The following is a 21084-nucleotide window of genomic DNA, read 5'->3' as shown; positions in this document are numbered from 1 at the left end:
AAATCACATGAATTTGATTTAATATAAAAATCATTAGTTTTTCTATAGGTTTTAAGTATCAATCTTTCATTCTAATGGTTTGTTATGCAAAGCTAGTTCTGCACTGCGACAAAATGTGTCGTATTATATAGTCTTTATGTAAAAACAATGCATCATTCCGTACAATAGAAGTAATAAATTCCGTTATTAAACTGTTATTACTATATGAAAACACTCATCCTATTTTTTATTTTATTCACAAGCACCATTACTGTTTCAGCTCAGAATAAAGAACCTGAAGGCTTCTATGAGACTTCAGACCATGTCAGGATAAAGTACAAGATTTCAGGAACAGGAGATCCCTGCATCTATATTCCCGGAGGGCCCGGACAGGGATATCCGTCATTTGAACTTTTAGGAGGCAGCAGTCTTGAAAAAAATATGCAGATGATTTATATGGACCAAAGAGGCTCAGGAGAATCCGGAAAGTCTGCAGATTATCATCTGGATAAAATGGTTCAGGACATTGAAGAATTGAGACAACATCTGAAGTTGGAAAAGGTATTTTTGCTAGCCCATTCATTCGGGGGAATTATTGCTGTTAATTATGCCAAAAAATATCCTCAGTACACCAAAGGACTTATCCTTTCCAATATCACTCTCCATTTCATGAATGATGACTCTGTACAAGAACAGATTGAATATGGAAACAGTCTTTTACAGCATAAAAATAAAGTTATTCCTAAAGACAGTCTTTCTTCAGAGCTTTCAAAAATAAGCACTGCATTAAGAAAGAAAAGAATCGGATATAAATTCCTCACAGAGGATGTTGAAACCATTAAAAAGATGGATAAAGTGGATTCTCTTCACCCACGAATTATCGATTTCGGGATGGCTGTGATTTCAAAACCTAAAGAATTTCCGGAATATTATTCTGATTACACACCAATGACAAAAGACATCAAGGTTCCGGTGCTGGTAATCACAGGAAAAAAAGATAAAGCTGTAGGAACCCGGCATTATAAGACCTTTCAGTTTCCTCATCAGAAAGTGGTAGTTATTGATGGCGGACATCTTTTATATTACGAGAGAAACAGGGAGTTTGTGAGTGTGATTGAAAGATTTGTAAGTGAAGTGAAATAAAACTGTTTCGGCGCAGCCTCTGGCTGCGCCGAAACATACAAAAAGCGGCATCCAGAGGATGCCGCTTTTTTATATCAATTCAAGACATTAGAATTTCAAATCTCCATTCACTTCTCTCACTGCATTAGCAGCTTCAGCGAATTTCAATTGCTCTTCAGCAGTCAAAGTTACGTTTACAATTGATTCTACTCCGTTGGCTCCGATGATCGCAGGAACTCCTAAACAGATATCGTTTTGTCCGTATTCTCCTTCAAGCATTAAAGAACAAGGGATCATTTTTTTCTGGTCACATGCAATAGCCTGAACCATTACAGAAACAGCAGCACCTGGAGCATACCATGCAGAAGTACCTAATAACTTTGTAAGGGTAGCACCTCCTACTTTAGTTTCTTCGATTACATATTTTTGCTGATCATCACTTAAAAACTCAGTTACAGGAACACCGTTTCTTGTAGCTTTGCTCAATAATGGAAGCATACCTGTATCACTGTGAGCTGCGATTACCATACCGTCTACATCAGAAATCGGAGCTTCTAAAGCTTCAGCCAATCTGTATTTGAATCTCGCAGAGTCTAATGCACCACCCATTCCGATGATTTTGTGCTTAGGAAGACCTGAAGTTTTGTGAACAAGGTAAGCCATAGTATCCATTGGGTTAGAAACTACAATGATGATTACTTCCGGAGAATGTTTTACTAAGTTTTCAGTAACTTCTTTTACGATACCAGCATTGATACCGATTAATTCTTCTCTTGTCATTCCAGGTTTTCTAGGAATTCCTGAAGTGATTACAGCCACATGAGAACCTGCAGTTTTGCTATAGTCTCCTGTTGTTCCGGTAATTTTTGTATCAAATCCGTTAAGAGATGCTGTCTGCATCAAATCCATTGCCTTCCCTTCAGCAAACCCTTCTTTAATGTCTACCAAAACTACTTCTGAACAGAAGTTCTTCATTGCGATGTATTCTGCACAGCTTGCTCCTACAGCGCCTGCACCTACTACAGTTACTTTCATATTGTTACTTTTTAAATTATTTTTTGTTAGTTAAGTTTAAATTTGAAACTCCCCAAATTTAATAATTCCTGAAAAAATGCGCAATTTTTCAGAAATTTAATTAGAATTAAAAGAAATTAGTTGACGTTCAGCAAAAACGTGTACAGTTTTTTCGCTCCGGAAAGGACTTTATTGTAGTTTTCTTCAGCCACTTCAGCATCCAGAATTTCCTTAAAATTCTTCCACATCGGCCCGGTATTCTCCTGATAACATCCGAAAAAGTTGAAGGTAATCCCATCAAACCCTTCCGTTTTGGAAAGCTGTTTGGCAATTACATTACCTCCAAGGGTTGAACCTTCGATCACATACATCGCCCCCAAAGCTTCATGTTCATTATCAAATTCAAGATCATGAGAAGCGGCTTTGTTGTCCAGAGAAAGACTTTTCAGGTCTTTTTCAATAAGTGAAAGCTTCTTTCTTTCATCAAGCTGAAGTTTTTCACCGAATTTATCAGCCAGGCTGCTGAATATTTTATCTTCACTGTGAAGAAGCATCAGATAATTGGTATGGATGATTTTTTTATAATCTTCCAGGGTGAAAGTTTTATTGAAAATTTTCTCAGAATTAAAGAGTTTTTCTGCTGCATCGTGATAGTCTGCCGTATTTTGCTTAAGATATTCTGATACCATAATAACGTTTTAAAAGTTTCTCAAATGTAAGGCTTTTTGAACGTTAAAATGAAAGAAGTTCCCTCTTTATTGCTCTCATAATCCACATTTCCCCCTATCCTTTTCATGATACGGTGTACAATAGACAACCCTACTCCATTTCCTTTAAACTTCTTCGCATTGTCCATTCTGTTGAAAATTTTAAACATTTTATGCTTCTCCTCTTCCGGAATACCGATTCCATTGTCAGAAATACGGTAAATAATGGTTTGGCCGTCTTCCGTGCCTTCAATTTCAACTTTAGGATAATCTTTGTGAGAAGAATATTTCACAGCATTGTTGATGATATTAAGAAATACCTGGTGCAGCATGGTTTTATCTGCCATTACATCCGGGCATTCTTTAATAACGATCTCACTTGTGGGACTGCCATAGGTCATTTTTGCATTTTCTGAAATTTTCCTGATGGTAGGGACCGTGTTAAGACTTTCAAGCTGTATCTCACTGTATTTGGCACGGCTTAGCTGCAATACATCATGCATCATTTCAGCCATATTATCAATCTCTTCGATGATGGTATTGATCTTGGTTTTACTCTTTCCGGAATCGTCTTTAAGATTACTTAGGAGCATCTGCGCATTAAGCTTCATTACCGTCAAAGGAGTTCCAAGGTCATGTGAAATTGTGTAAGAAAAACTGTCGAGCTCTTCATTCACTTTTTTAAGCTCATCATTAAGCCTTTTGATCGCATTATAATTCTTATGGGAGGTCTCTAAAATCAAATCCCTTACCGCCTGAACGGCACTGATATTTCTGGAGTTCCATCTTTTGGAATGTCCTTTGATATTTTCTGTAAAAATACGGAAAGAAGTTCTGGGTGATACCATTTGTCTTTCTTCTCCGTTCTGAGAGAATACCCCTACTGTTTTTTCAGGATTTCCGGCCCAGTTGATATGCTCGTCAAATTCTTTACGGAACCAGATCAGCATTTCGTTTTTATCACGTTCAATAAAGTAGATGATAATACCTGCCGCATTGTCAGAAAGATTCAGTTCTTCACCGTAATGTTTAAGAAAATTCCGGCTCACATAGATACGGTCTTTCGTATTGGCAAGCGCCCACTTTGTAATTCTGTCAATACTGCCTAAATCCGGAGTACTTCCTGCTGTTACAATACTCTCATCATAAACAATGGCAAGACCATCAGCTTCCGGTAGATTTTTAAGTTCTGTTTTACTTTCAATCAGAGAGTCGGATAAATGATGATGTTTTAAAAATTTTGTTTTCAGATGAGACAGCTTTTCATTCAGTTCCAAACGGTAATTCAATTCACTTTTGGATTTAAATGAAGAATAGGCATTGGCTGCCAGAGCAGTAAAAATCCCTGCCTGTACCCTGTCCTCAAGGTCAATATGCTTAGGCTTAATATTCTGACAGGTCACCAGCCCCCAAAGATGATCATCAATGATGATTGATACGCTGAAGCTTGATGCTACCCCTGAGTTTTTAAGATATTGCGCATGCACAGGAGACATTGCTCTGGATGCAGAGAACGTGAGGTCAATATTTTCTTCTTTTTTACTGAGAACAGGAACAGTATCAGCATATACGTTACTGAAGATTCTTTTTCTTTTTTTAAGATAAAGCCCCCGTGCCTGTTTTGGAATATCAGACTCCGGGTAATGAAGACCGAGAAAGCTTTCCATATCTTCATTCTTTTTTTCAGCGATCACTTTTCCCGAACCGTCCATCATAAATTTATAGATCATCATCCGGTCATAATTAACCACCTTTGAAAGCGTTTCCAGAAGATGATCCCACAGCTCCTGTTCATTATCAATGATATAAAAATTATCGTATTTGTTCGAAATCCTTTTATCCGGATTGATGATTACTTCTTCAAACTCAAGAAAAATATACGCGTCACTTCGATACACTGAAAAATGATAGTCTTTACCATCAATGAAAATCTTATCAAAATAGGTTTCATTTTTACGTCTGGTAAACTGTTCCAATGAAGTATAAATCTCGGAATCGATAATACTCTGAAAACTTTCCGGAAAGTCAGAAATCTCTCTTCCGAACAGCTCATCTGAGCGCTCGATTTTAAATATATCCGCAATATTCCTGCTGAAGAAAGTAATGGTACGGGACTCTGCATCAATGCCAATCAAATAACCAAAACTTTGTATGGAACCGGGAATATGGATAGGTTCTTCATGACATTCTACAAAATTCATATATATTTTCAGTCTATCTATCAAATATAGCGCTTTTTTCGAACAGCTCTCTCTTTTGTGGTAGCTAATTTCAAAGCATGCATCAATAGAGGGACACCGCCTGTTTCAAGCTTCTGACCATCAGGATAAACCCATTAAAAAATTTTCTTTTTTTATCACTTTTTAGTACGATATTTCTAAAAGTTACAAAAAAAATCCCAGCAATCAAATATTTTCTCCTTTAAGCATGATTCATAACATGAATTACACATTATCAACTAAAATTATTATGTTATCTAAACAAATTTAGCTAAATTTATATCACCAAATAATGAATATGAGAAAAATCCATTGAATTATTCACAATAATTTCAATATAAATTTTAAATTCAAATAATACTATTATGAAAAAGTTCCCATTAATTTTATTTTCTTTGATTCTATCAGTAGGATTATGGAATCCTTCAGAAGCATGTACACGAGTGGTATATAAAGGCCCTCAGAATACCGTTCTTACAGCCCGTTCTATGGACTGGCGTGATGAGATCCCGACGAATCTCTGGATATTGCCAAAAGGAATTGACCGCACCGGCCAAACCGGGCCTAAATCTATAAAGTGGACCTCTAAATACGGAAGCCTTATCAGCTCTTCATGGGACATTGCTTCAGCAGATGGAATGAACGAAAAAGGACTGGTGGCCAATTTGCTTTGGCTGGGAGAATCCCAATATCCGAAATTCGATCCTAAAGGAAGTAAAAAGGGACTTGCCATCTCATTATGGGCACAGTATTATCTCGATAATTTTGCAACAGTGAAGGAAGCAGTTGACTTCTCAAGAAAAGAACCTTTTGTGGTAGTAAGTGACTATATCCCGGGAACAGAGAGATTTACAACAATCCATCTTTCTATTTCCGATGCTTCCGGAGACAATGCCGTATTTGAATACATCAACGGTAAACTTGTGATTCACCATGATCCTTCTTACACAGTAATGACCAACTCTCCGGTTTTTGAAGAACAGCTGGCGCTCAACAATTACTGGAAAGGAATTCCGGGAACGGTAATGCTGCCGGGAACCAACCGTGCCGCAGACCGGTTCGTGAGAGCATCTTATTATGTCAATGCCATTCCGCAGACTGCTGATACCCGTACTGCTGTAGCCAGCGTGTTCAGTGTGATCAGAAACTGCTCTGTACCTTACGGAATCACTTCACCCACAGAACCTAACATTTCTTCTACAAGATGGCGTTCCGTTTCAGACCAGAAGAACCTTGTTTATTATTTTGAAACGGTTTTCACTCCGAATACCTTCTGGGTAGATCTTAAAGATTTTGACCTGAGCGCAAAAGGAAAAGTAATGAAACTGGATCTGAGCAACAACCAGACTTACAACGGTAAATCAAATGCAAGCTTTAAAGAATCTGCACCGTTTAAGTTTCTGGGGTTAAACTAGACCTTTCAGCGACAAATACAATACCACATTATCATTTCATCTGCCCTCCGTATATGAACGGACAAAGTACGATGAATGATCACTGAATATATAATCATTTCCCTCCTTGAGCCTGTCAAATCTCTGATTATGACGGAACGGCTAAGGAAATAAAAAACAAAAAGATATGGCCTTTTTTTCAATCAAAAAGAAAAGCCTGGTCCTCTGTATGCTGGTCTGCGGATTAGCAGCAAATGCACAGATCCAGGATTCTCTGAAGACCCAGCCTCCTCAACAGGAAGAAGACAATGTAAAATATCCGCAGCTGCAGATCAAAGGGCTTTTTCAGGCACGTTATCTCGTTGGGATGTCCAAAGATGTAGATGTAAACGGACTTCATCATACGGATGGCTCCGGGACGGATAATAATTTCATGCTCAAATACATGAGAGTACAGGTGCGGGCACAGATCAGCAAACGTACCGAAGTGGTAGCCCTGGCTAACCTTGCCGATTTTAAAAATGATCCGAAAAGCAGAGTGCTGGAAAATGCTTATTTAAAATATTCCTTCAGTCCCAAGTTGGCATTCACTGTAGGGCAATTCAGGCCCTGGTTCGGTATTGAGGAAACCTACCCTATAGACATTATCAAATCATTAGACTGGTCTAACCAATACTCTGAATTTGGAAAACTGGGCTGGACGAGTTTCCAGATCGGGATGTCAGCAACAGGGCAGCTTCAGTTGGGAAAGATCCCATTCCAATATGCAGTTTCCGTAGTGAATGGAAATGGTAAAAACCAGATCAATGACAATGATAACGGGAAACAGTATTCTACCCGGATGGTCTTCGGGCTTTATCAGAAATACAACTTCAATGTTGGTCTGAACGGAGGAATCGGGGAAGTATTCAGCAAAAAAGTATATGCTCTGGGTATTGATCTCAGTTCACTGATCAAATTCGATCCTAAATGGAGCCTTGATATGCAGCTCGAAGCTAAGCAGGCCACCAACCATGTACTGTACAATTCCATCGCACCTGAATTAAGACCTGATAATCCCGACCAATATCTGATACGTGGTGTTTATTTTCTTCCGAATGTAAGATATGAGATCAACCACAAAAACCTCAGCGCCTTCGAATTATCCTGCCGGTACGAATACCTTGATACCAACTTCAGAATGGCTTCCAATCCAAGACAGACGATCACCCCGATGTTCGGCCTGGAATTCCTGAAGAATTACGGAGCCAGAATCCAGCTCGGTGTACAGTTTGACCGCTACAAATATCAGGTGGAAAATACATCACAATACAACAATAATCTATTCATTGTACAGGTACAAAGTAGGTTCTAACCTTTAAACAGTCATTATCATGAAAGAAATAAATAGTAAAAACGTAGCGATCACCTTTGCCGTTGCGTTGATCATATGGTTCATTCCTGCTCCGGAGGGAGTTGCCGAAAATGCCTGGCATCTGTTTGCCATCTTTGCTGCGACCATTTTAGGAATTATTCTTAAGGCTGCTCCAATGGGCACCATGTGTATGATGGCAATTGCCTTTACAGCTCTGACACAGGTTGTTGCTCCCGGAGATGCGGGAAAATCAATCACAAAAGCTCTTTCCGGTTTTGGAGATAAAGTAATATGGCTGATCGGGATCTCATTCTTTATTGCCAGAGGATTTATCAAAACAGGATTGGGAAACCGTATTGCCTTTCTATTCATCAGGGTTTTTGGTAAAAGTTCACTGGGATTAGCTTACGGACTGGGGCTTGCAGATGTGTGTCTGGCTCCCGCTATTCCAAGTAATACTGCAAGAGGTGGTGGAATCATCTACCCTATCATGAAATCTATGGCCATCAGCTTTGATTCTGTACCGGAAAAACCGGAAACCCACAGAAAATTAGGGTCATTCCTGACGTTGAACAGCTATTATATGAACCTCATCGCTTCTTCCATGTTCCTTACAGGGACAGCGAGCAATCCGATGTGTCAGAAATTTGCTGCCAATCTTGGTATTGATATTACCTGGATGTCATGGGCTGCTGCAGGTTTCATTCCGGGTGCGGTAGCGTTCTTTGTCGTTCCTTTGGTATTGTACAAACTATATCCGCCTGAATTGAAAAAAACAGGTGATGCCCCGAAAATGGCTACCCAGAAATTAAAAGAAATGGGACCTATCTCCAGAAATGAATGGCTGATGTTATTGGCATTCTTCATTCTGCTGGGACTTTGGATCTTTGGTGGTGCACTTTCTATTGATGCCACTACAACAGCTTTCATCGGATTGACCTTACTGTTATTAACCTCAGTATTGACCTGGGAAGATGTAAAAGGCGAAAAAGGAGCATGGGATACCATCGTTTGGTTCGCTGTTCTGGTAATGATGGCAAGCTCTCTGAATGAATTGGGCTTCATTGGCTGGTTCAGTAACCTTATCAAGGTACAAATCGGAGGTTTGAGCTGGCAGGTAGCCTTCCCGGTGATTATCATAGTCTATTTCTTCAGCCACTATATTTTTGCGAGTGCTACAGCTCACGTAGCGGCTATGTATGCTGCATTACTGGGTGTAGGGGTTTCTTTGGGAATTCCACCTATGCTATTGGCCATGATGCTGGGGTTCATGGGTTCTATTTATGGAGTACTTACCCACTACGGCCACGGTCCGGCTCCGGTATTCTTCGGAAGCGGCTATGTTGACCTGAAGGTCTGGTGGCTCAGAGGTCTTGAAATAGGAATTGTCTTATTGATCATCTACATGGCTGTAGGTGGGTTATGGATGAAAGTTTTAGGATATTATTAATTATTAAATCAAACATATGTTATCAACATTGTCAAGAAAAATGCTGATGTGTCTTACAGGACTCTTTCTGGGATTCTTCCTGTTGATCCATTTCCTCGGAAATCTTCAGCTTTTTCTTCCACAGGAGCAGGCCCACCTGCAGTTCAATGCCTATTCGCATTTTTTATCAGGAAATATCATTATCAAAATAGTATCTTATGTTTTGTATGCAAGTATTATTTTGCACGCAGTAGATGGGCTGATCATTACTTTAAAAAATAAAAAATCCGGAGGCGGCTATCAGACTGACAGACGTGGAAGAGCCAGCAAATGGGCTTCCAGAAATATGGGAATCCTGGGAACATTAATCCTGATCTTCCTGGTCATTCATTTTCAGAATTTCTGGTATATCTATAAATTCGGGAATCCTCCTTTGGACGAAAACGGAAATAAAGATTTATACATTCTGGTAGTAACGGTTTTCAAGGAATGGTGGTACGTCCTTATTTATGTACTTTCTATGGTTGCCCTATGCTATCACCTGATCCATGGGTTATACAGCTCCGTAAGAACGCTGGGGGTATACCATCCTAAGTTTGTGAAATGGGTTAAAATCATTGGAACAGCCTATTCTGTTATCATCAGCTTAGGTTTTGCACTGATGCCTATTTATGTATTCTTTACCTATCATTAAACAGATTGATCATGATTTTAGATTCAAAAATACCTCAGGGTCCATTGGAACACAAGTGGGAAAATTATAAAAAGAAAGCAAAACTCGTAAATCCTGCCAACCGTAAAAAACTGGATGTAATTGTGGTAGGAACAGGTCTTGCGGGAAGTTCTATTGCAGCTTCACTGGGCGAGATGGGATATAATGTGAAAGCATTCTGCTTCCAGGACAGCCCCAGGAGAGCGCACTCCGTGGCAGCACAGGGAGGTGTAAATGCGGCTAAAAATTATAAAAACGATGGCGACAGTGTCTACAGAATGTTCGTAGATACCCTGAAAGGCGGTGACTTCAGAGCCCGTGAAGCCAATGTCTACAGAATGGCAGAATGTTCTTTGAACCTTATCGATCAGGCTGTAGCACAAGGAGTTCCTTTCGGGCGGGAATACGGTGGATATCTGAACAACCGTTCATTCGGAGGAGTTCAGGTAAGCCGGACATTCTATGCAAGAGGTCAAACCGGACAGCAGCTGCTTCTGGGAGCCTATCAGGCTTTGATGCGGCAGGTAGGAAAAGGTTCCGTACAGCTGTTTTCAAGACATGAAATGCTTGACCTTGTCACTGTTGACAGCAAAGCCAGAGGAATTATCGTAAGGAATTTAGACACAGGAGAAATTGAAAGACATGCTGCCCATGCTGTAGTACTGGCAACTGGAGGGTACGGAAAGATCTATTATCTGTCTACCTTAGCAATGGGCTGTAATGGTTCTGCCATCTGGAGAGCACACAAAAAAGGGGCCTTAATGGCCTCTCCGAGCTGGATTCAGGTGCATCCTACTTCCCTTCCGCAATCAGGAGACTATCAGTCTAAACTCACTTTGATGTCTGAATCATTACGTAATGACGGAAGAATCTGGGTGCCTTTACAACCGGATGAAAAAAGAGGCCCTAATGATATCCCGGAAGATGAAAGAGATTATTATTTGGAAAGAAGATATCCGGCTTTTGGAAACTTAGCCCCAAGAGATATTTCATCCCGTGCTGCTAAAGAAAGAATTGATGCAGGCTTCGGAATCGGTCCCTTGAAAAATGCAGTATATCTGGATTTTTCTAAAGCGATAAAGGAACAGGGAAAAGACAAGATCGAAGAGAAATATGGAAATTTATTCGATATGTATCTGAAAATAACGGGTTATGATGCGTATAAAGAACCCATGATGATTTCCCCGTCAGCTCACTTTTCAATGGGTGGTCTTTGGGTAGATTATGAGCTAATGACTACCATTCCGGGGCTGTTTGCACTGGGTGAAGCTAATTTTGCAGATCATGGTGCCAACAGATTGGGAGCCAACTCTCTTTTGCAGGCTTCTGTAGATGGATATTTCATCGCCCCATATACCATTGCGAACTATTTGGCAGACGAAATTCATACCGGAAAAATTTCACCCGATACTCCTGAGTTTGAGCAGGCTGAAAAAGCTGTTAAAAACCAGATTACTGATTTTATCAATATCAAAGGAACCAAAACCGTTGATTATTTCCATAAAACATTAGGAAAACTCCTGTACGATTATTGCGGGCTGGCCAGAAATGAAGAAGGGCTGAAATACGCCATCCGTGAAATCAGAAAACTGAAACAGGAATTCTACAAAGACGTAAGGGTATCAGGACAGGGAAATCAAATGAATGCTGAGCTGGAAAAAGCAGGTCGTGTTTCCGATTATTTTGAAATCGGGGAACTGATGTGCTATGATGCTTTAACCCGTAATGAATCCTGCGGAGCGCACTTCCGGGAAGAATTCCAGACTCCTGACGGAGAAGCCATGAGAAATGATGCAGAATATCAGTTTATTTCCGCCTGGGCATGGTCCGGTGAAAATGATGAACCTGAACTGATCAAAGAACCTTTAATCTTTGAAGAAATTCAGCCAACGGTAAGAAGTTACAAATAAAAAAACAGAAATTATGGATTTACATCTTAAGATATGGAGACAGAAAGACAGAAAAAGTGAAGGAAAACTGGTCAGCTATGACCTTAAAGAACTAAACCCTCACATGTCTTTCCTGGAAATGCTGGATAGTCTGAATGAAAAACTGATCACTGAAGGCGATGAACCTGTAGAATTTGATCATGACTGCCGTGAAGGAATCTGCGGGCAATGCGGAATGATGATCAACGGCATTGCTCATGGGCCTTTAAAAAATACAACCACCTGTCAGCTGCACTTAAGGTCTTTTAAAGATGGGGAAACGATTCTGATAGAACCATTCCGGGCAGAAGCATTCCCGGTAAAAAAAGATCTGAAGGTAGACCGATCTGCTTTTGACAGAATTATCTCTTCGGGAGGTTTCGTCTCTGTGAATACCGGGCAGGCACCTGATGCTACAGCTATACCTGTTACCCATCAAACGGCTGAAGAAGCTTTTGATTCTGCTGCATGTATCGGATGTGGGGCTTGTGTGGCCACCTGTAAAAACGGAAGCGCAGCTTTATTTACGTCTGCAAAGATCACTCATATGGCACTCCTGCCCCAAGGAAAAGAGGAAAGAAGCAAACGGGTGCTGGATATGGTTGCCCGGATGGACACAGAATCATTCGGACACTGCTCCAATACGGAAGCCTGTGAGGTGGAATGTCCGCAGGGAATTTCCGTACTCAATATTGCCAGAATGAATTTTGAATACAACAGAGCATTGTTTTTCAGGAAAAAAGCTTAGATACATAAACGAAGAACGCTAAAAATGATAATGTGAGAAAGGGTGAATCTGCAATGCGGATTTGCTCTTTCTTTTTTTGATTTACTTCTATTCGTTCATCATGGCCACTACCCTTGCCGGAGCTGCAGAACCACCTACAATTTTTAACGGAAATACACAGATTTTAAATCCGGATGGAGGTAATGCACTGAGGTTTGTAAGCTGCTCGATGTGTAAATATTCTTTTTCAATGCCTACACGATGGGCTTCCCAGAAGAATTCTGGATCATTGAGTTCTTTGGCCTTCTGAGCCATATATTTCAGAGGAAGATCCCAGCCCCACTGGTCAATTCCCATTACTTTTACGCCCTGGTCAATCAGCCATTCCGTAGCTTCTTTACTCATCCCCGTTCCTTTTTCCACAAAATCCGGAGTTCCCATCATTTTGTCACGATCGGTTCTGATCAGTACAATATTTCTTTCCTGTATGGTAATTCCGTTTTTATCAAGATCTTTTTTCAGGTCATCTATGGTGATGGCAACAAAGTCTTCTTTATGGGTACAGTCGATCACAATTCCGTCACCATAACACCATTCCAGCGGAATCTGATCTATCGTTTTAGCAGGTTTCCCTTCTACTACAGGTCCATAATGCCATGGCGCATCAATATGAGTGGTAGCGTGAAGCCCCATATTTTTAATCGTGTCATCTGCCCAACCTGTCCAGTTTTTAGGAAAAAGCCTAAAGGGAAGGTTTAAGGCCAACCGGATCAGCCAGTGTGATTTTCTGTGAGATTTATGCTTGATCTTCACTCTCATGAACCATGGGTCTCCTGCATTATATTGAATAGGCTTTGTCAGATCAACAATTTTTGTTTTCATATGATTTAGCTAAGAAAACAAAGATAATGAATAAGGTAAAAAAACGAATAGATATTAGCAAACGAAAAAAAGATTAGTAACAGCTAATCTTTTTCTAATTCTAATGGGTTTTCGTATTTTTTGTTTTCTTCCCGTTCTTTTTGTCTTTGCCTTATCATTTCTTGACCTTGTATAATAGTTGTACCGTAACTAGCGAGTACACCGGCGACATTAGATTCTACATTCTGTTTTGCTTGTTTTAATTTTGCTTGTGTAGTTTCTGTAGCTCCAGTATATCGACTTTCCTTAATATTAACTAATTTACCTTTTAATTTAGAAGTAGGTACAGATTTTACCAATTCAAAATCATAATCTCCTTTATCATCTGTTATTTTGACAATTAATCCAGGTAATCCGCTAAATTTCATCGGACCATAAGGAAATGGAATTTCAGGAGAATACCATGCTATCCAATGACGCCCTTTAAAAGTAACTTCTGCTTTTTTACAATTAATTGTGTTAATTATTTTTGTTTCATCTATAAGTTTCCAATTTTTTATTACAGGTTCTTTATACGTAAGTAATGACATAAGAGCGGAATCAAAATATTGTATATTTTCATTAGATTGTATAATTGTAAAGTTGAAACTCGTTTTTGGAATCACGACCCCTGCTTTCCAACCAAGAGTTATACTTCCATCAGGATTATTTGATGCTGTACCTGAATTTGTCATTACTGAATCACCCTTCAACGATACAGCACTTGCAAAAAAAGCTCGTCGATTTGCTATTTGTAAGATGAATAGTTCTTCATATCGGTTGTCAGTTCGATTATCGAATTTAGCTTTTAATTGATAAGTGAATTCACCTTTTAAACTATCAGCCTCTTTATATGATTGCGTATAAAATAAAGCACCATAAAATAAAATGAATAGTTGCAATAATTTTTTATGGTAATGCATTAAAAAAATATTTCTTATTAAGTGCAGAAATTTTCACATTAATTAAGCTAAATTATAACTAGGACCAGTATGAGTAGCTGGTTTACAATAATTTGCTTCAATCTTCGCTTGCCATTCATTTGCTTGTTGAGCAGTCCAATCTTGTGTAGTTGTGGCTGTAAAACCGCAAGAAGTGATAGCAATCCAAACCTGACCTCCTTTTACAGTTTTAAGATCTTCACGAGTCATTTTTTTTAATTTTTTCATCAATATGATTTTTTAATTAGTTCTCAAATATATAGAACTAAATCAAACCTATAGGATATTTTTTATTATGTTAATCAGTTATTTATCTGGGGAAAACATATTTTTTACTTAAAAATTTTTCATGTAAAATTAAGCTGATTTGATGATATTGCTTAAACAAAAAAGTAGCTATTAAAAAAATGCTCTTGGTTATTTTTTTATATGTTAAATAATAAATCTCGAACTGCAATTTTCATTTAAATGTTGTTAAGTTTGGCAGTTAAAGCCCTTTGGGGATCATAATCTTTTTCGGATCATTTTCGTCATACATAATCTCAATTATTCCTTGTTTAGGAATGGAAGAGAGTTTCAAAAGGCTGACAATCTTCTTATAAACAGCAATATGTTCAGTACCTCTGAAATCTTTAAAACTTACCTGAAACATGATTTGTGGTTGGTCATTCACCGTAAGGCCTGTCTGGCTTACACTGATGATAGTGGCTTCAGCATTTCTTCCTGAAAAAAGAATCTGTTCTTCTTTTGTATTTTTAAAAAACCTGCTGAAAATCAACTGAAAAACCAATACATAGATAATGGTCATGACCCCACTGAAAATAATCGGGTGCATAAATGTCAGGAATCTCCAGCCAAAATCAAAGGATTCATGTATATAGAAATAAGAGTATAAACCAATAACATAAGCAATCAGCAATCCTGTAAAAATAATTCTCAACATCATTCCTGATGCATTGAACCCTACTTTCTGATCACTTAAAATAAAATAGGGTTCCTGTGAAACATTGGGATTTAGCAGTACTTTCACCTTATTTCCGGCATCAAATCTTCTTTCCTGTGGTTTGGAGTCATGAAACATCATTGTATGCTCTATCACAGTATTGCTGAGATTGGGGAATGAAAGTGCAACCTGAATGAGATTCATATTGTCTTTAGGAATATACTTGAGGAGTTTATAATCAATGATTTGGGCTTCTCTTGGAATTCCGTTTCGCAGAATGGATTTAATCGTATTTTTTTCTTTAAAAGTTGTAATGAAAAGCTTATTGATAAAGAAAATAATTACATATCCCCATATCAACAAAGAAAAACCGAGATACCCATAGCTCACCGCTAATGAATTTCTCGGTCCTGTTGCGAATTCTCCGGTCATCATATAAATAAAAATCGGAAAAGGAACGCAGAAAAAAAAGAGGAAAATTCCCCAGAAAATGAGCATAAATTTCATAACCTGTATTTTGCAATCTGCAATAAAGTTATGATAATATTATGAAATGATCTTCGTTTTTATTACACTTCTTTCTCGAAGTAAAGTCGGTAGTATTTTCCTTTATCATCCTCTCCCATCTCTATTTTCTGTCTGTCACCGTGAATGTAGATATGGAAGTTTTTATCAAGTTTGATAATGCTTTTGAAATGCCTCTGTGTCTTTTTTACAGCTGCTTCACTGATCGGGAATTCCTCAGCAATATTCACCTGCATATCCTGTTCGTAATCTGTTTTAAAATTCACAAAACTTTCAATCACATGCTCATCACCCAATACTTCATTCGCAAATTCATCCAATTTAAACTCTTCTTTTTCTTTGAAGAAATTAATCGATTTATTCAGGAAATCCGCCTGGTCAGCTTTTGAAACCTCAAATTCCTGTGGAAGCTGCTTGGTAATATAATCTTTGTAAACCATCAAAGCTTCCTGCGTGTGGAAATATTCATCATCACGCTGTTTTACTTTTAAGAAATCCTCGAACCAGTAATACATATCCCCGTTTTTGTTGTTGTCAACCACAGAAAGTACATATCCTGTATCCTTATTATTATTGTAGATCAAAGCTGCCTTATCAATTTTAGACAAACCAATTCCCTGATCTTTTTCAATATCAAACGTTTCTTCTGCTGGGTTGATTTTCAGGAAAGATTCTCTCTTTTCTGTTTTAAAGATCCCGATCTTGTCTACTTTATCAGGACGGTCGCTTTCGTCTTCAAAAAGTACGATGAACAATTCCCCACTCTGAACTCTAGGGTTTTCAGCTGCTTCGAAAAGGTGTTTTGCAATATTTTCAGATTCCCAAAGGAATTTGGATTTATCATCAAAAATTTCTGATACCGCACTGTAAACCGGATTATTTACCAGATAGGTATCACTGTAAAAATGAAAGGTTTCTTCCGATTTGAATGATCCTAAGAAGTAATCTTCAAGCAATTCTGCCATTCCTTCTTCCAGTTTCAATTCCTCTTGTGAAAGCGTCAGGGAATCTCCGTTGATCTTATTGCCGACTCTGTGTACTATTATTTTTGAAAACATTTTTCTGAATATTTGGACTGCAAAGATATTCATTCTAATTCTTTCTGCGAAACTTAAAAAATGTCACAAGTTGGGGTAGACTTTAAACCACTCTTCAAAAATTCTTTGAATTTTCGCCACCCCTCCAAAGGGGAATTCTCAGCCGTTCATTTGTGGTGACAGGTCATATAAGTTTTGCCCTTTCGTTTTTCCAATTTGATAAAAACCTTCTCATTTTGACAGGCTTTTGGTATTAAATATTTACACTTAAAAACCACAATCATTTAATTATCAATATTTTAAATAAAATTCATATTCAACGGAATGGCATTGGCATCATGATTTGAAAACATCAGAAAATGGACTTAAAAACATTAAACAGAATTGATAAACTGCGAAGATTAAAAAGCAGAGGTCCCAAAACCCCGGCATGGCTGAAACCTTATCATATGCTCTTCTTTGCTTTCCTGGTCGTTTTCATCTTTGGAGCATTCATGAAACTGCTGGAACAACATCCCAATTAAAATATAATACTATGAATTATTTACAAGCCGTAAAGGAAATCACTGATGTGGTTCCCGACTTTGAAAAAGAAGTAAAAGAAATTAAAATTCAAAACTCATACAGCATCATCCGCACCTTCACAGAACGTATTAAAAACATGATCCGACAGAATGACAGAAATCTGCTGTTCAGGAGTTTACAAAAGATGGACAAAATTTACACTGACGGAGATACAGTATTAAAGAATGCAATTGAGACAACCTTTATCTATTCTCTGGACAATTGTACTGCTTTCTGCAGTGAGGAATACAGAAAAGTGATTTTTAGTCACATTTCTGCCAACCTTCAGAAAGTATATTCCAGACAAATTTACAGTCACGGCATATAAAGCTTTTGTTACATTTTTTATCCGTTTCATTACAAAGTGTTTAAATTAAACAAAATTAAAAATAACTCACAATCAATAGATTATGAAAAATAAAATCAGAAAAATTTCAGACTGGAAAACCTGGAAAACTACGACCAGCAGACACAATACAGAGATATTGCTCACTCACATTGCGGTGATCATAGGGGTATTTATTTTTGCAGCCTGTATTTAAATTTTGGTATACATTTCGCTGCAATAAAAAGTGTTTGAAAAATTCTTAATTATGATGAAAGTACAAATGCAAACTATTAATCAAAAAATAGCTGTTGAATACTTAAAATTTTTCTATCCGCCACTTCGCAATGAGATCACGCAGTTATCTGTACAGGATAATTTCGCCGGGATTATGCAGGCTACGGTCAATTATCTGAAAAATCTTCTTCAGGAATCGAAGATCAATATCATTGCCCATCACATCAAACTGATGGACTGGATTTACAGAAACGGGAATTCCTATGTAAGAACCATGATCGAAAACCTTTTCGTAAGATCTTTCGAAAGTTTTAAAAAGCATGCCAAGATCCAGCATTGGAAACTGCTTTACCAGTATATGCCTGTGAGCTTCCAGATCATTTATAATGAACAGCAGAAGCAGGACCAGATGTATTTCGGAAAGTAAATTTTCAGAGTTTACAGCGATGAAGGCTGAGAAAGTAAAGAACAATTCATGTATAGGTATAGGGCAGATCCAAATCTGCTCTTTTTTATTTTTAGGATCAGTCACTTTGTGAAATTTTAGTTATTTTTAAATATTGAACAGATTCAATTTCTCACCATGATTGAAATGAGGAAATACTCTAATCAGGAAGTACATCCTGAGGCAAGACGGGTTATAAAATATAATTTGTTGTGGTGTAACAATGATAATGCTGAAATTCTGAGCGATAAAAATATTTTCACTTTGAAAACCGGCCACCCGGTGATTATTACTTCAAGGCATTTTCATCAATTGAGATCTGTGGAAGGAGAACTTACCGCTCTTGAGTTTACTTTAGAATTCTTCAGTAAAAGCGACAGTGATATTCAGCCGATCTTCCACAATGGACTGTTTTGTCATCTCGGGATGAATGAAATAATCAGGGTTTACAATTAATTATATAACTTTCTATAGATGAACGGGAGCATTGATATTTTTGACGCCATTGTTATAGCTGGTGTAATACAGGGTATAGCTGCCACAATAGCCGTCTGGTGCTATCCTTCCAATACCTTCGGCAGAAAACTTTTATCCGCATTATTGCTAACCCTGGCCTTCCTAAGTATCAAAATATTGCTACATACTTCAGGTCTATGGCAATATCCCGGTTTTCGTTATTTTCCTCTGGCTATTGACACCCTTATTCAGCCTTTATTTTACTTATATACCTGTTCTCTTACAGAAAAGGATTTTTCGCTTCGTCGCCGGCAATTATGGCATTTCGCTCCGGCAGCTTTATTTCAGATCCATGCTATTATTGTATATATCATTACCATGTCACAGCCTGACATACATACAAAAGATCTTATTGCTGAAAAGGAATTGCATTACAATGCTGTTAAATGGACGGAGGATATATTTGCTCTTTTTTCTGCGGTCATTTACTGGTTTATGAGCTTCCGGAGGACACAAGCCTACCGTAAATGGTTATTTACCAGCCAGTCTGCTACACAATATTCTGAATTTGCATGGCTACGGAATCTTCTTATCGGTACCGGAATATTAGTTGCTGTACTGTTTTTATCTTCATTATCTTCCAATATTTTACAGCTTAAAAACACGTTTTTTTATCTGGAAGTTTTCTATATCTATCTCACTTTGCTTATTTATTTTTTATCCTTCCAGGGTTACCGGGCCTTGGTGGCTGCTGAAACATATATTCTGAGAGCATCAGGTGATGCATCATCTTTGGTACTGATCATACCGAAAGATTTATCAGACGCCGAAATAAAAACCACAGAAGATAAAGAGAACTTTTCTGCAATTCAATCTGCATTAGAGGAAATAATGAATAAGGAACTGCTTTTTTTGGAACCTGAATTAAACATTAAACAGATTGCAATAGCAACGGGCTTCCCATCAGCACAGGTTTCAGCTGCCATCAATGCACAGTTCGGGGTAAATTTCCGGAGCTGGGTAAACGGTTATCGTGTGGAAGAAGTGAAAAAAAGACTGGCTGACCCTGCTTACAAACACCTCAGCCTTCTGGGAATCGCATTCGATTGCGGTTTCAATTCTGAGGCCAGTTTTTACCGTATTTTCAAAAATCATACAGGACATTCTCCCAAAACCTATTTACAAAATATAAAATAAGAGTTTTAAAAGAACTCTCAAAACCTGTTTTGAGTGGGTTATGGATTCCGGATAACCTTCATTTGCACTAAAAAAATCTGCTTATGAGGCCAATACAATTATTATCCGTTATCCTGTTGATGATATATAGTACAGGATATTCCCAGATCAGCGCAAGCCAGATCCCTGCACAGAAACCCGCTATTCTGAATGCCCCTTTTCTGTTGAAAACCGATTGGGACCAATGGGGTATTTATGCAAAATATACTCCCGAAAACCAGGTATTAGGCTGCTGGAGTACAGCCATGGCACAAATACTTTATTACCATCGTTTGAAGCCATCCGGTATTGTTTCCTACACATGTTCTAAAGGATATGTGATTAAGGATACTTTATCTCATTATTCCCCGGTATGGAAGAACTTTACCGGGAGTCTCAACAATCACAGCAATCCTGAAATAATAGAGGCTGTAGCCCGGTATTCTTATTTTACAGCTCTTGCCGTTCGCAAAGATTTTGGAACTTCCCGGTACCTCGAAATGATCAATCCTGCACCACAGATCGAAAAACATTTTGCCTGTAAAGCAGTCTTCTATGGAAGTTTCACGGGAGATATTCCTTTTTCACAGGAACAGTTGAAAAGTATTTCCGAAAAAGAAGAAATCAGACATATCATTGGTAAAGATGAAATTATTCTATTGATTAAAAACGAGATCGGGCATCGAAGACCGGTTTATTTTCACATGGGTAATTTTACTACTTATGGCCATTCAACAGTTATTGACGGATATGTGGAGAAAAAAGGTATTTTTTACGTACACCTTAATTATGGTGCCGGTGGTTTTCGTACCGGCTGGTATGACCTCTTTAAGCCTATTGATGTAAAAGATGATATCCGTTTGCGGGCATTTGTAAGTATTGAACCGGAAAAATAAAAAACTCTTCCGGAT

22 protein-coding genes are annotated in these 21084 nt (G+C 38.2%); 14 read left to right on the top strand and 8 right to left on the bottom strand.

The genetic code is table 11. The features are described from left to right. The first annotated feature begins 204 nt into the window (after positions 1 to 204). Positions 205 to 1122, top strand: coding sequence for an alpha/beta fold hydrolase (locus ACTJJF_RS10920; protein ID WP_440699677.1), 918 nt, complete (start codon positions 205 to 207; stop codon positions 1120 to 1122). Between the two features lie 87 nt (positions 1123 to 1209). Here the strand turns inward: ACTJJF_RS10920 and ACTJJF_RS10915 are convergent, their stop codons facing one another. The 3 genes from ACTJJF_RS10915 to ACTJJF_RS10905 form a co-directional block, all read right to left on the bottom strand. Beyond that, positions 1210 to 2136 (bottom strand): malate dehydrogenase, encoded by a 927-nt coding sequence (locus ACTJJF_RS10915; RefSeq protein ID WP_105700941.1) that lies wholly within the window; start codon positions 2134 to 2136, stop codon positions 1210 to 1212. 116 nt (positions 2137 to 2252) lie between these two features. Continuing rightward, complete coding sequence (locus ACTJJF_RS10910) at positions 2253 to 2804, bottom strand: biliverdin-producing heme oxygenase (protein WP_440699676.1); 552 nt, start codon at positions 2802 to 2804, stop codon at positions 2253 to 2255. A 20-nt stretch (positions 2805 to 2824) separates the two neighbouring features. Next, the gene (locus ACTJJF_RS10905) at positions 2825 to 5023 is read right to left on the bottom strand and encodes an ATP-binding protein (protein WP_440699675.1); all 2199 of its coding nucleotides are present in this window, start codon (positions 5021 to 5023) and stop codon (positions 2825 to 2827) included. A 383-nt stretch (positions 5024 to 5406) separates the two neighbouring features. On the opposite strand from ACTJJF_RS10905, the gene ACTJJF_RS10900 reads away from it, so the two are divergent. From ACTJJF_RS10900 to ACTJJF_RS10875, 6 genes are all read left to right on the top strand, one after another. After that, the gene (locus ACTJJF_RS10900) at positions 5407 to 6456 is read left to right on the top strand and encodes a linear amide C-N hydrolase (protein WP_440699674.1); all 1050 of its coding nucleotides are present in this window, start codon (positions 5407 to 5409) and stop codon (positions 6454 to 6456) included. Between the two features lie 166 nt (positions 6457 to 6622). Beyond that, a complete protein-coding gene (locus ACTJJF_RS10895; RefSeq protein ID WP_440699673.1) occupies positions 6623 to 7789 on the top strand; it encodes a porin in 1167 nt (388 codons plus the stop codon). A 19-nt stretch (positions 7790 to 7808) separates the two neighbouring features. After that, a complete protein-coding gene (locus tag ACTJJF_RS10890; protein ID WP_440699672.1) occupies positions 7809 to 9239 on the top strand; it encodes an anion permease in 1431 nt (476 codons plus the stop codon). A 16-nt stretch (positions 9240 to 9255) separates the two neighbouring features. Beyond that, positions 9256 to 9912, top strand: coding sequence for a succinate dehydrogenase cytochrome b subunit (locus ACTJJF_RS10885; protein ID WP_440699671.1), 657 nt, complete (start codon positions 9256 to 9258; stop codon positions 9910 to 9912). 11 nt (positions 9913 to 9923) lie between these two features. Next, the gene (locus tag ACTJJF_RS10880) at positions 9924 to 11840 is read left to right on the top strand and encodes a fumarate reductase/succinate dehydrogenase flavoprotein subunit (protein WP_440699670.1); all 1917 of its coding nucleotides are present in this window, start codon (positions 9924 to 9926) and stop codon (positions 11838 to 11840) included. 13 nt (positions 11841 to 11853) lie between these two features. Beyond that, on the top strand, positions 11854 to 12606 hold the full coding sequence (locus ACTJJF_RS10875) for a succinate dehydrogenase/fumarate reductase iron-sulfur subunit (protein ID WP_440699669.1): 753 nt from the start codon (positions 11854 to 11856) through the stop codon (positions 12604 to 12606). Between the two features lie 87 nt (positions 12607 to 12693). Here ACTJJF_RS10875 and ACTJJF_RS10870 read toward each other — a convergent pair whose 3' ends face one another. From ACTJJF_RS10870 to ACTJJF_RS10850, 5 genes are all read right to left on the bottom strand, one after another. After that, complete coding sequence (locus ACTJJF_RS10870; RefSeq protein WP_440699668.1) at positions 12694 to 13467, bottom strand: cyclase family protein; 774 nt, start codon at positions 13465 to 13467, stop codon at positions 12694 to 12696. An 83-nt stretch (positions 13468 to 13550) separates the two neighbouring features. Continuing rightward, a complete protein-coding gene (locus ACTJJF_RS10865) occupies positions 13551 to 14408 on the bottom strand; it encodes a GLPGLI family protein (protein ID WP_440699667.1) in 858 nt (285 codons plus the stop codon). Between the two features lie 42 nt (positions 14409 to 14450). Further along, positions 14451 to 14654, bottom strand: coding sequence for a bacteriocin-like protein (locus tag ACTJJF_RS10860; protein WP_440699666.1), 204 nt, complete (start codon positions 14652 to 14654; stop codon positions 14451 to 14453). Between the two features lie 259 nt (positions 14655 to 14913). Further along, complete coding sequence (locus ACTJJF_RS10855) at positions 14914 to 15876, bottom strand: hypothetical protein (protein ID WP_440699665.1); 963 nt, start codon at positions 15874 to 15876, stop codon at positions 14914 to 14916. A gap of 62 nt (positions 15877 to 15938) precedes the next feature. Further along, positions 15939 to 16952, bottom strand: coding sequence for a nucleoid-associated protein (locus ACTJJF_RS10850; protein WP_440699664.1), 1014 nt, complete (start codon positions 16950 to 16952; stop codon positions 15939 to 15941). A 338-nt stretch (positions 16953 to 17290) separates the two neighbouring features. Between ACTJJF_RS10850 and ACTJJF_RS10845 the strand changes: the two genes are divergently transcribed. From ACTJJF_RS10845 to ACTJJF_RS10815, 7 genes are all read left to right on the top strand, one after another. After that, entirely contained in the window at positions 17291 to 17455 is a 165-nt protein-coding gene (locus tag ACTJJF_RS10845; RefSeq protein WP_312302148.1) for a hypothetical protein, read from the top strand. A gap of 11 nt (positions 17456 to 17466) precedes the next feature. After that, positions 17467 to 17823, top strand: a complete 357-nt coding sequence (locus ACTJJF_RS10840) for a DUF7674 family protein (protein WP_105681162.1) — start codon at positions 17467 to 17469, stop codon at positions 17821 to 17823. A gap of 82 nt (positions 17824 to 17905) precedes the next feature. Continuing rightward, positions 17906 to 18037 (top strand): hypothetical protein, encoded by a 132-nt coding sequence (locus ACTJJF_RS10835; RefSeq protein WP_262487256.1) that lies wholly within the window; start codon positions 17906 to 17908, stop codon positions 18035 to 18037. A gap of 51 nt (positions 18038 to 18088) precedes the next feature. Further along, a complete protein-coding gene (locus tag ACTJJF_RS10830) occupies positions 18089 to 18484 on the top strand; it encodes a DUF7674 family protein (RefSeq protein ID WP_034699318.1) in 396 nt (131 codons plus the stop codon). A 165-nt stretch (positions 18485 to 18649) separates the two neighbouring features. Then, entirely contained in the window at positions 18650 to 18958 is a 309-nt protein-coding gene (locus ACTJJF_RS10825; protein WP_440699663.1) for a hypothetical protein, read from the top strand. An 18-nt stretch (positions 18959 to 18976) separates the two neighbouring features. Then, entirely contained in the window at positions 18977 to 20155 is a 1179-nt protein-coding gene (locus tag ACTJJF_RS10820; RefSeq protein ID WP_440699662.1) for a helix-turn-helix domain-containing protein, read from the top strand. 83 nt (positions 20156 to 20238) lie between these two features. Continuing rightward, positions 20239 to 21069, top strand: coding sequence for a C10 family peptidase (locus ACTJJF_RS10815; RefSeq protein ID WP_440699661.1), 831 nt, complete (start codon positions 20239 to 20241; stop codon positions 21067 to 21069). The last annotated feature ends 15 nt before the right edge of the window (positions 21070 to 21084 follow it).

It is taken from the genome of Chryseobacterium sp. 22458 (genome assembly GCF_052044975.1).
GTDB lineage: Bacteria > Bacteroidota > Bacteroidia > Flavobacteriales > Weeksellaceae > Chryseobacterium.
The sequence above is the reverse complement of the archived record's forward strand: the minus strand, read 5'-3'. Positions and strand labels throughout refer to the sequence as shown.

What these genes read in the sequence shown, in the direction of transcription:
- ACTJJF_RS10920 (WP_440699677.1), top strand. Translation starts at nt 205, where the DNA reads ATGAAAACACTCATCCTATTTTTTATTTTATTCACAAGCACCATTACT.
- ACTJJF_RS10915 (WP_105700941.1), bottom strand. Translation starts at nt 2,136, where the DNA reads ATGAAAGTAACTGTAGTAGGTGCAGGCGCTGTAGGAGCAAGCTGTGCA.
- ACTJJF_RS10910 (WP_440699676.1), bottom strand. Translation starts at nt 2,804, where the DNA reads ATGGTATCAGAATATCTTAAGCAAAATACGGCAGACTATCACGATGCA.
- ACTJJF_RS10905 (WP_440699675.1), bottom strand. Translation starts at nt 5,023, where the DNA reads ATGAATTTTGTAGAATGTCATGAAGAACCTATCCATATTCCCGGTTCC.
- ACTJJF_RS10900 (WP_440699674.1), top strand. Translation starts at nt 5,407, where the DNA reads ATGAAAAAGTTCCCATTAATTTTATTTTCTTTGATTCTATCAGTAGGA.
- ACTJJF_RS10895 (WP_440699673.1), top strand. Translation starts at nt 6,623, where the DNA reads ATGGCCTTTTTTTCAATCAAAAAGAAAAGCCTGGTCCTCTGTATGCTG.
- ACTJJF_RS10890 (WP_440699672.1), top strand. Translation starts at nt 7,809, where the DNA reads ATGAAAGAAATAAATAGTAAAAACGTAGCGATCACCTTTGCCGTTGCG.
- ACTJJF_RS10885 (WP_440699671.1), top strand. Translation starts at nt 9,256, where the DNA reads ATGTTATCAACATTGTCAAGAAAAATGCTGATGTGTCTTACAGGACTC.
- ACTJJF_RS10880 (WP_440699670.1), top strand. Translation starts at nt 9,924, where the DNA reads ATGATTTTAGATTCAAAAATACCTCAGGGTCCATTGGAACACAAGTGG.
- ACTJJF_RS10875 (WP_440699669.1), top strand. Translation starts at nt 11,854, where the DNA reads ATGGATTTACATCTTAAGATATGGAGACAGAAAGACAGAAAAAGTGAA.
- ACTJJF_RS10870 (WP_440699668.1), bottom strand. Translation starts at nt 13,467, where the DNA reads ATGAAAACAAAAATTGTTGATCTGACAAAGCCTATTCAATATAATGCA.
- ACTJJF_RS10865 (WP_440699667.1), bottom strand. Translation starts at nt 14,408, where the DNA reads ATGCATTACCATAAAAAATTATTGCAACTATTCATTTTATTTTATGGT.
- ACTJJF_RS10860 (WP_440699666.1), bottom strand. Translation starts at nt 14,654, where the DNA reads ATGAAAAAATTAAAAAAAATGACTCGTGAAGATCTTAAAACTGTAAAA.
- ACTJJF_RS10855 (WP_440699665.1), bottom strand. Translation starts at nt 15,876, where the DNA reads ATGAAATTTATGCTCATTTTCTGGGGAATTTTCCTCTTTTTTTTCTGC.
- ACTJJF_RS10850 (WP_440699664.1), bottom strand. Translation starts at nt 16,952, where the DNA reads ATGTTTTCAAAAATAATAGTACACAGAGTCGGCAATAAGATCAACGGA.
- ACTJJF_RS10845 (WP_312302148.1), top strand. Translation starts at nt 17,291, where the DNA reads ATGGACTTAAAAACATTAAACAGAATTGATAAACTGCGAAGATTAAAA.
- ACTJJF_RS10840 (WP_105681162.1), top strand. Translation starts at nt 17,467, where the DNA reads ATGAATTATTTACAAGCCGTAAAGGAAATCACTGATGTGGTTCCCGAC.
- ACTJJF_RS10835 (WP_262487256.1), top strand. Translation starts at nt 17,906, where the DNA reads ATGAAAAATAAAATCAGAAAAATTTCAGACTGGAAAACCTGGAAAACT.
- ACTJJF_RS10830 (WP_034699318.1), top strand. Translation starts at nt 18,089, where the DNA reads ATGATGAAAGTACAAATGCAAACTATTAATCAAAAAATAGCTGTTGAA.
- ACTJJF_RS10825 (WP_440699663.1), top strand. Translation starts at nt 18,650, where the DNA reads ATGAGGAAATACTCTAATCAGGAAGTACATCCTGAGGCAAGACGGGTT.
- ACTJJF_RS10820 (WP_440699662.1), top strand. Translation starts at nt 18,977, where the DNA reads ATGAACGGGAGCATTGATATTTTTGACGCCATTGTTATAGCTGGTGTA.
- ACTJJF_RS10815 (WP_440699661.1), top strand. Translation starts at nt 20,239, where the DNA reads ATGAGGCCAATACAATTATTATCCGTTATCCTGTTGATGATATATAGT.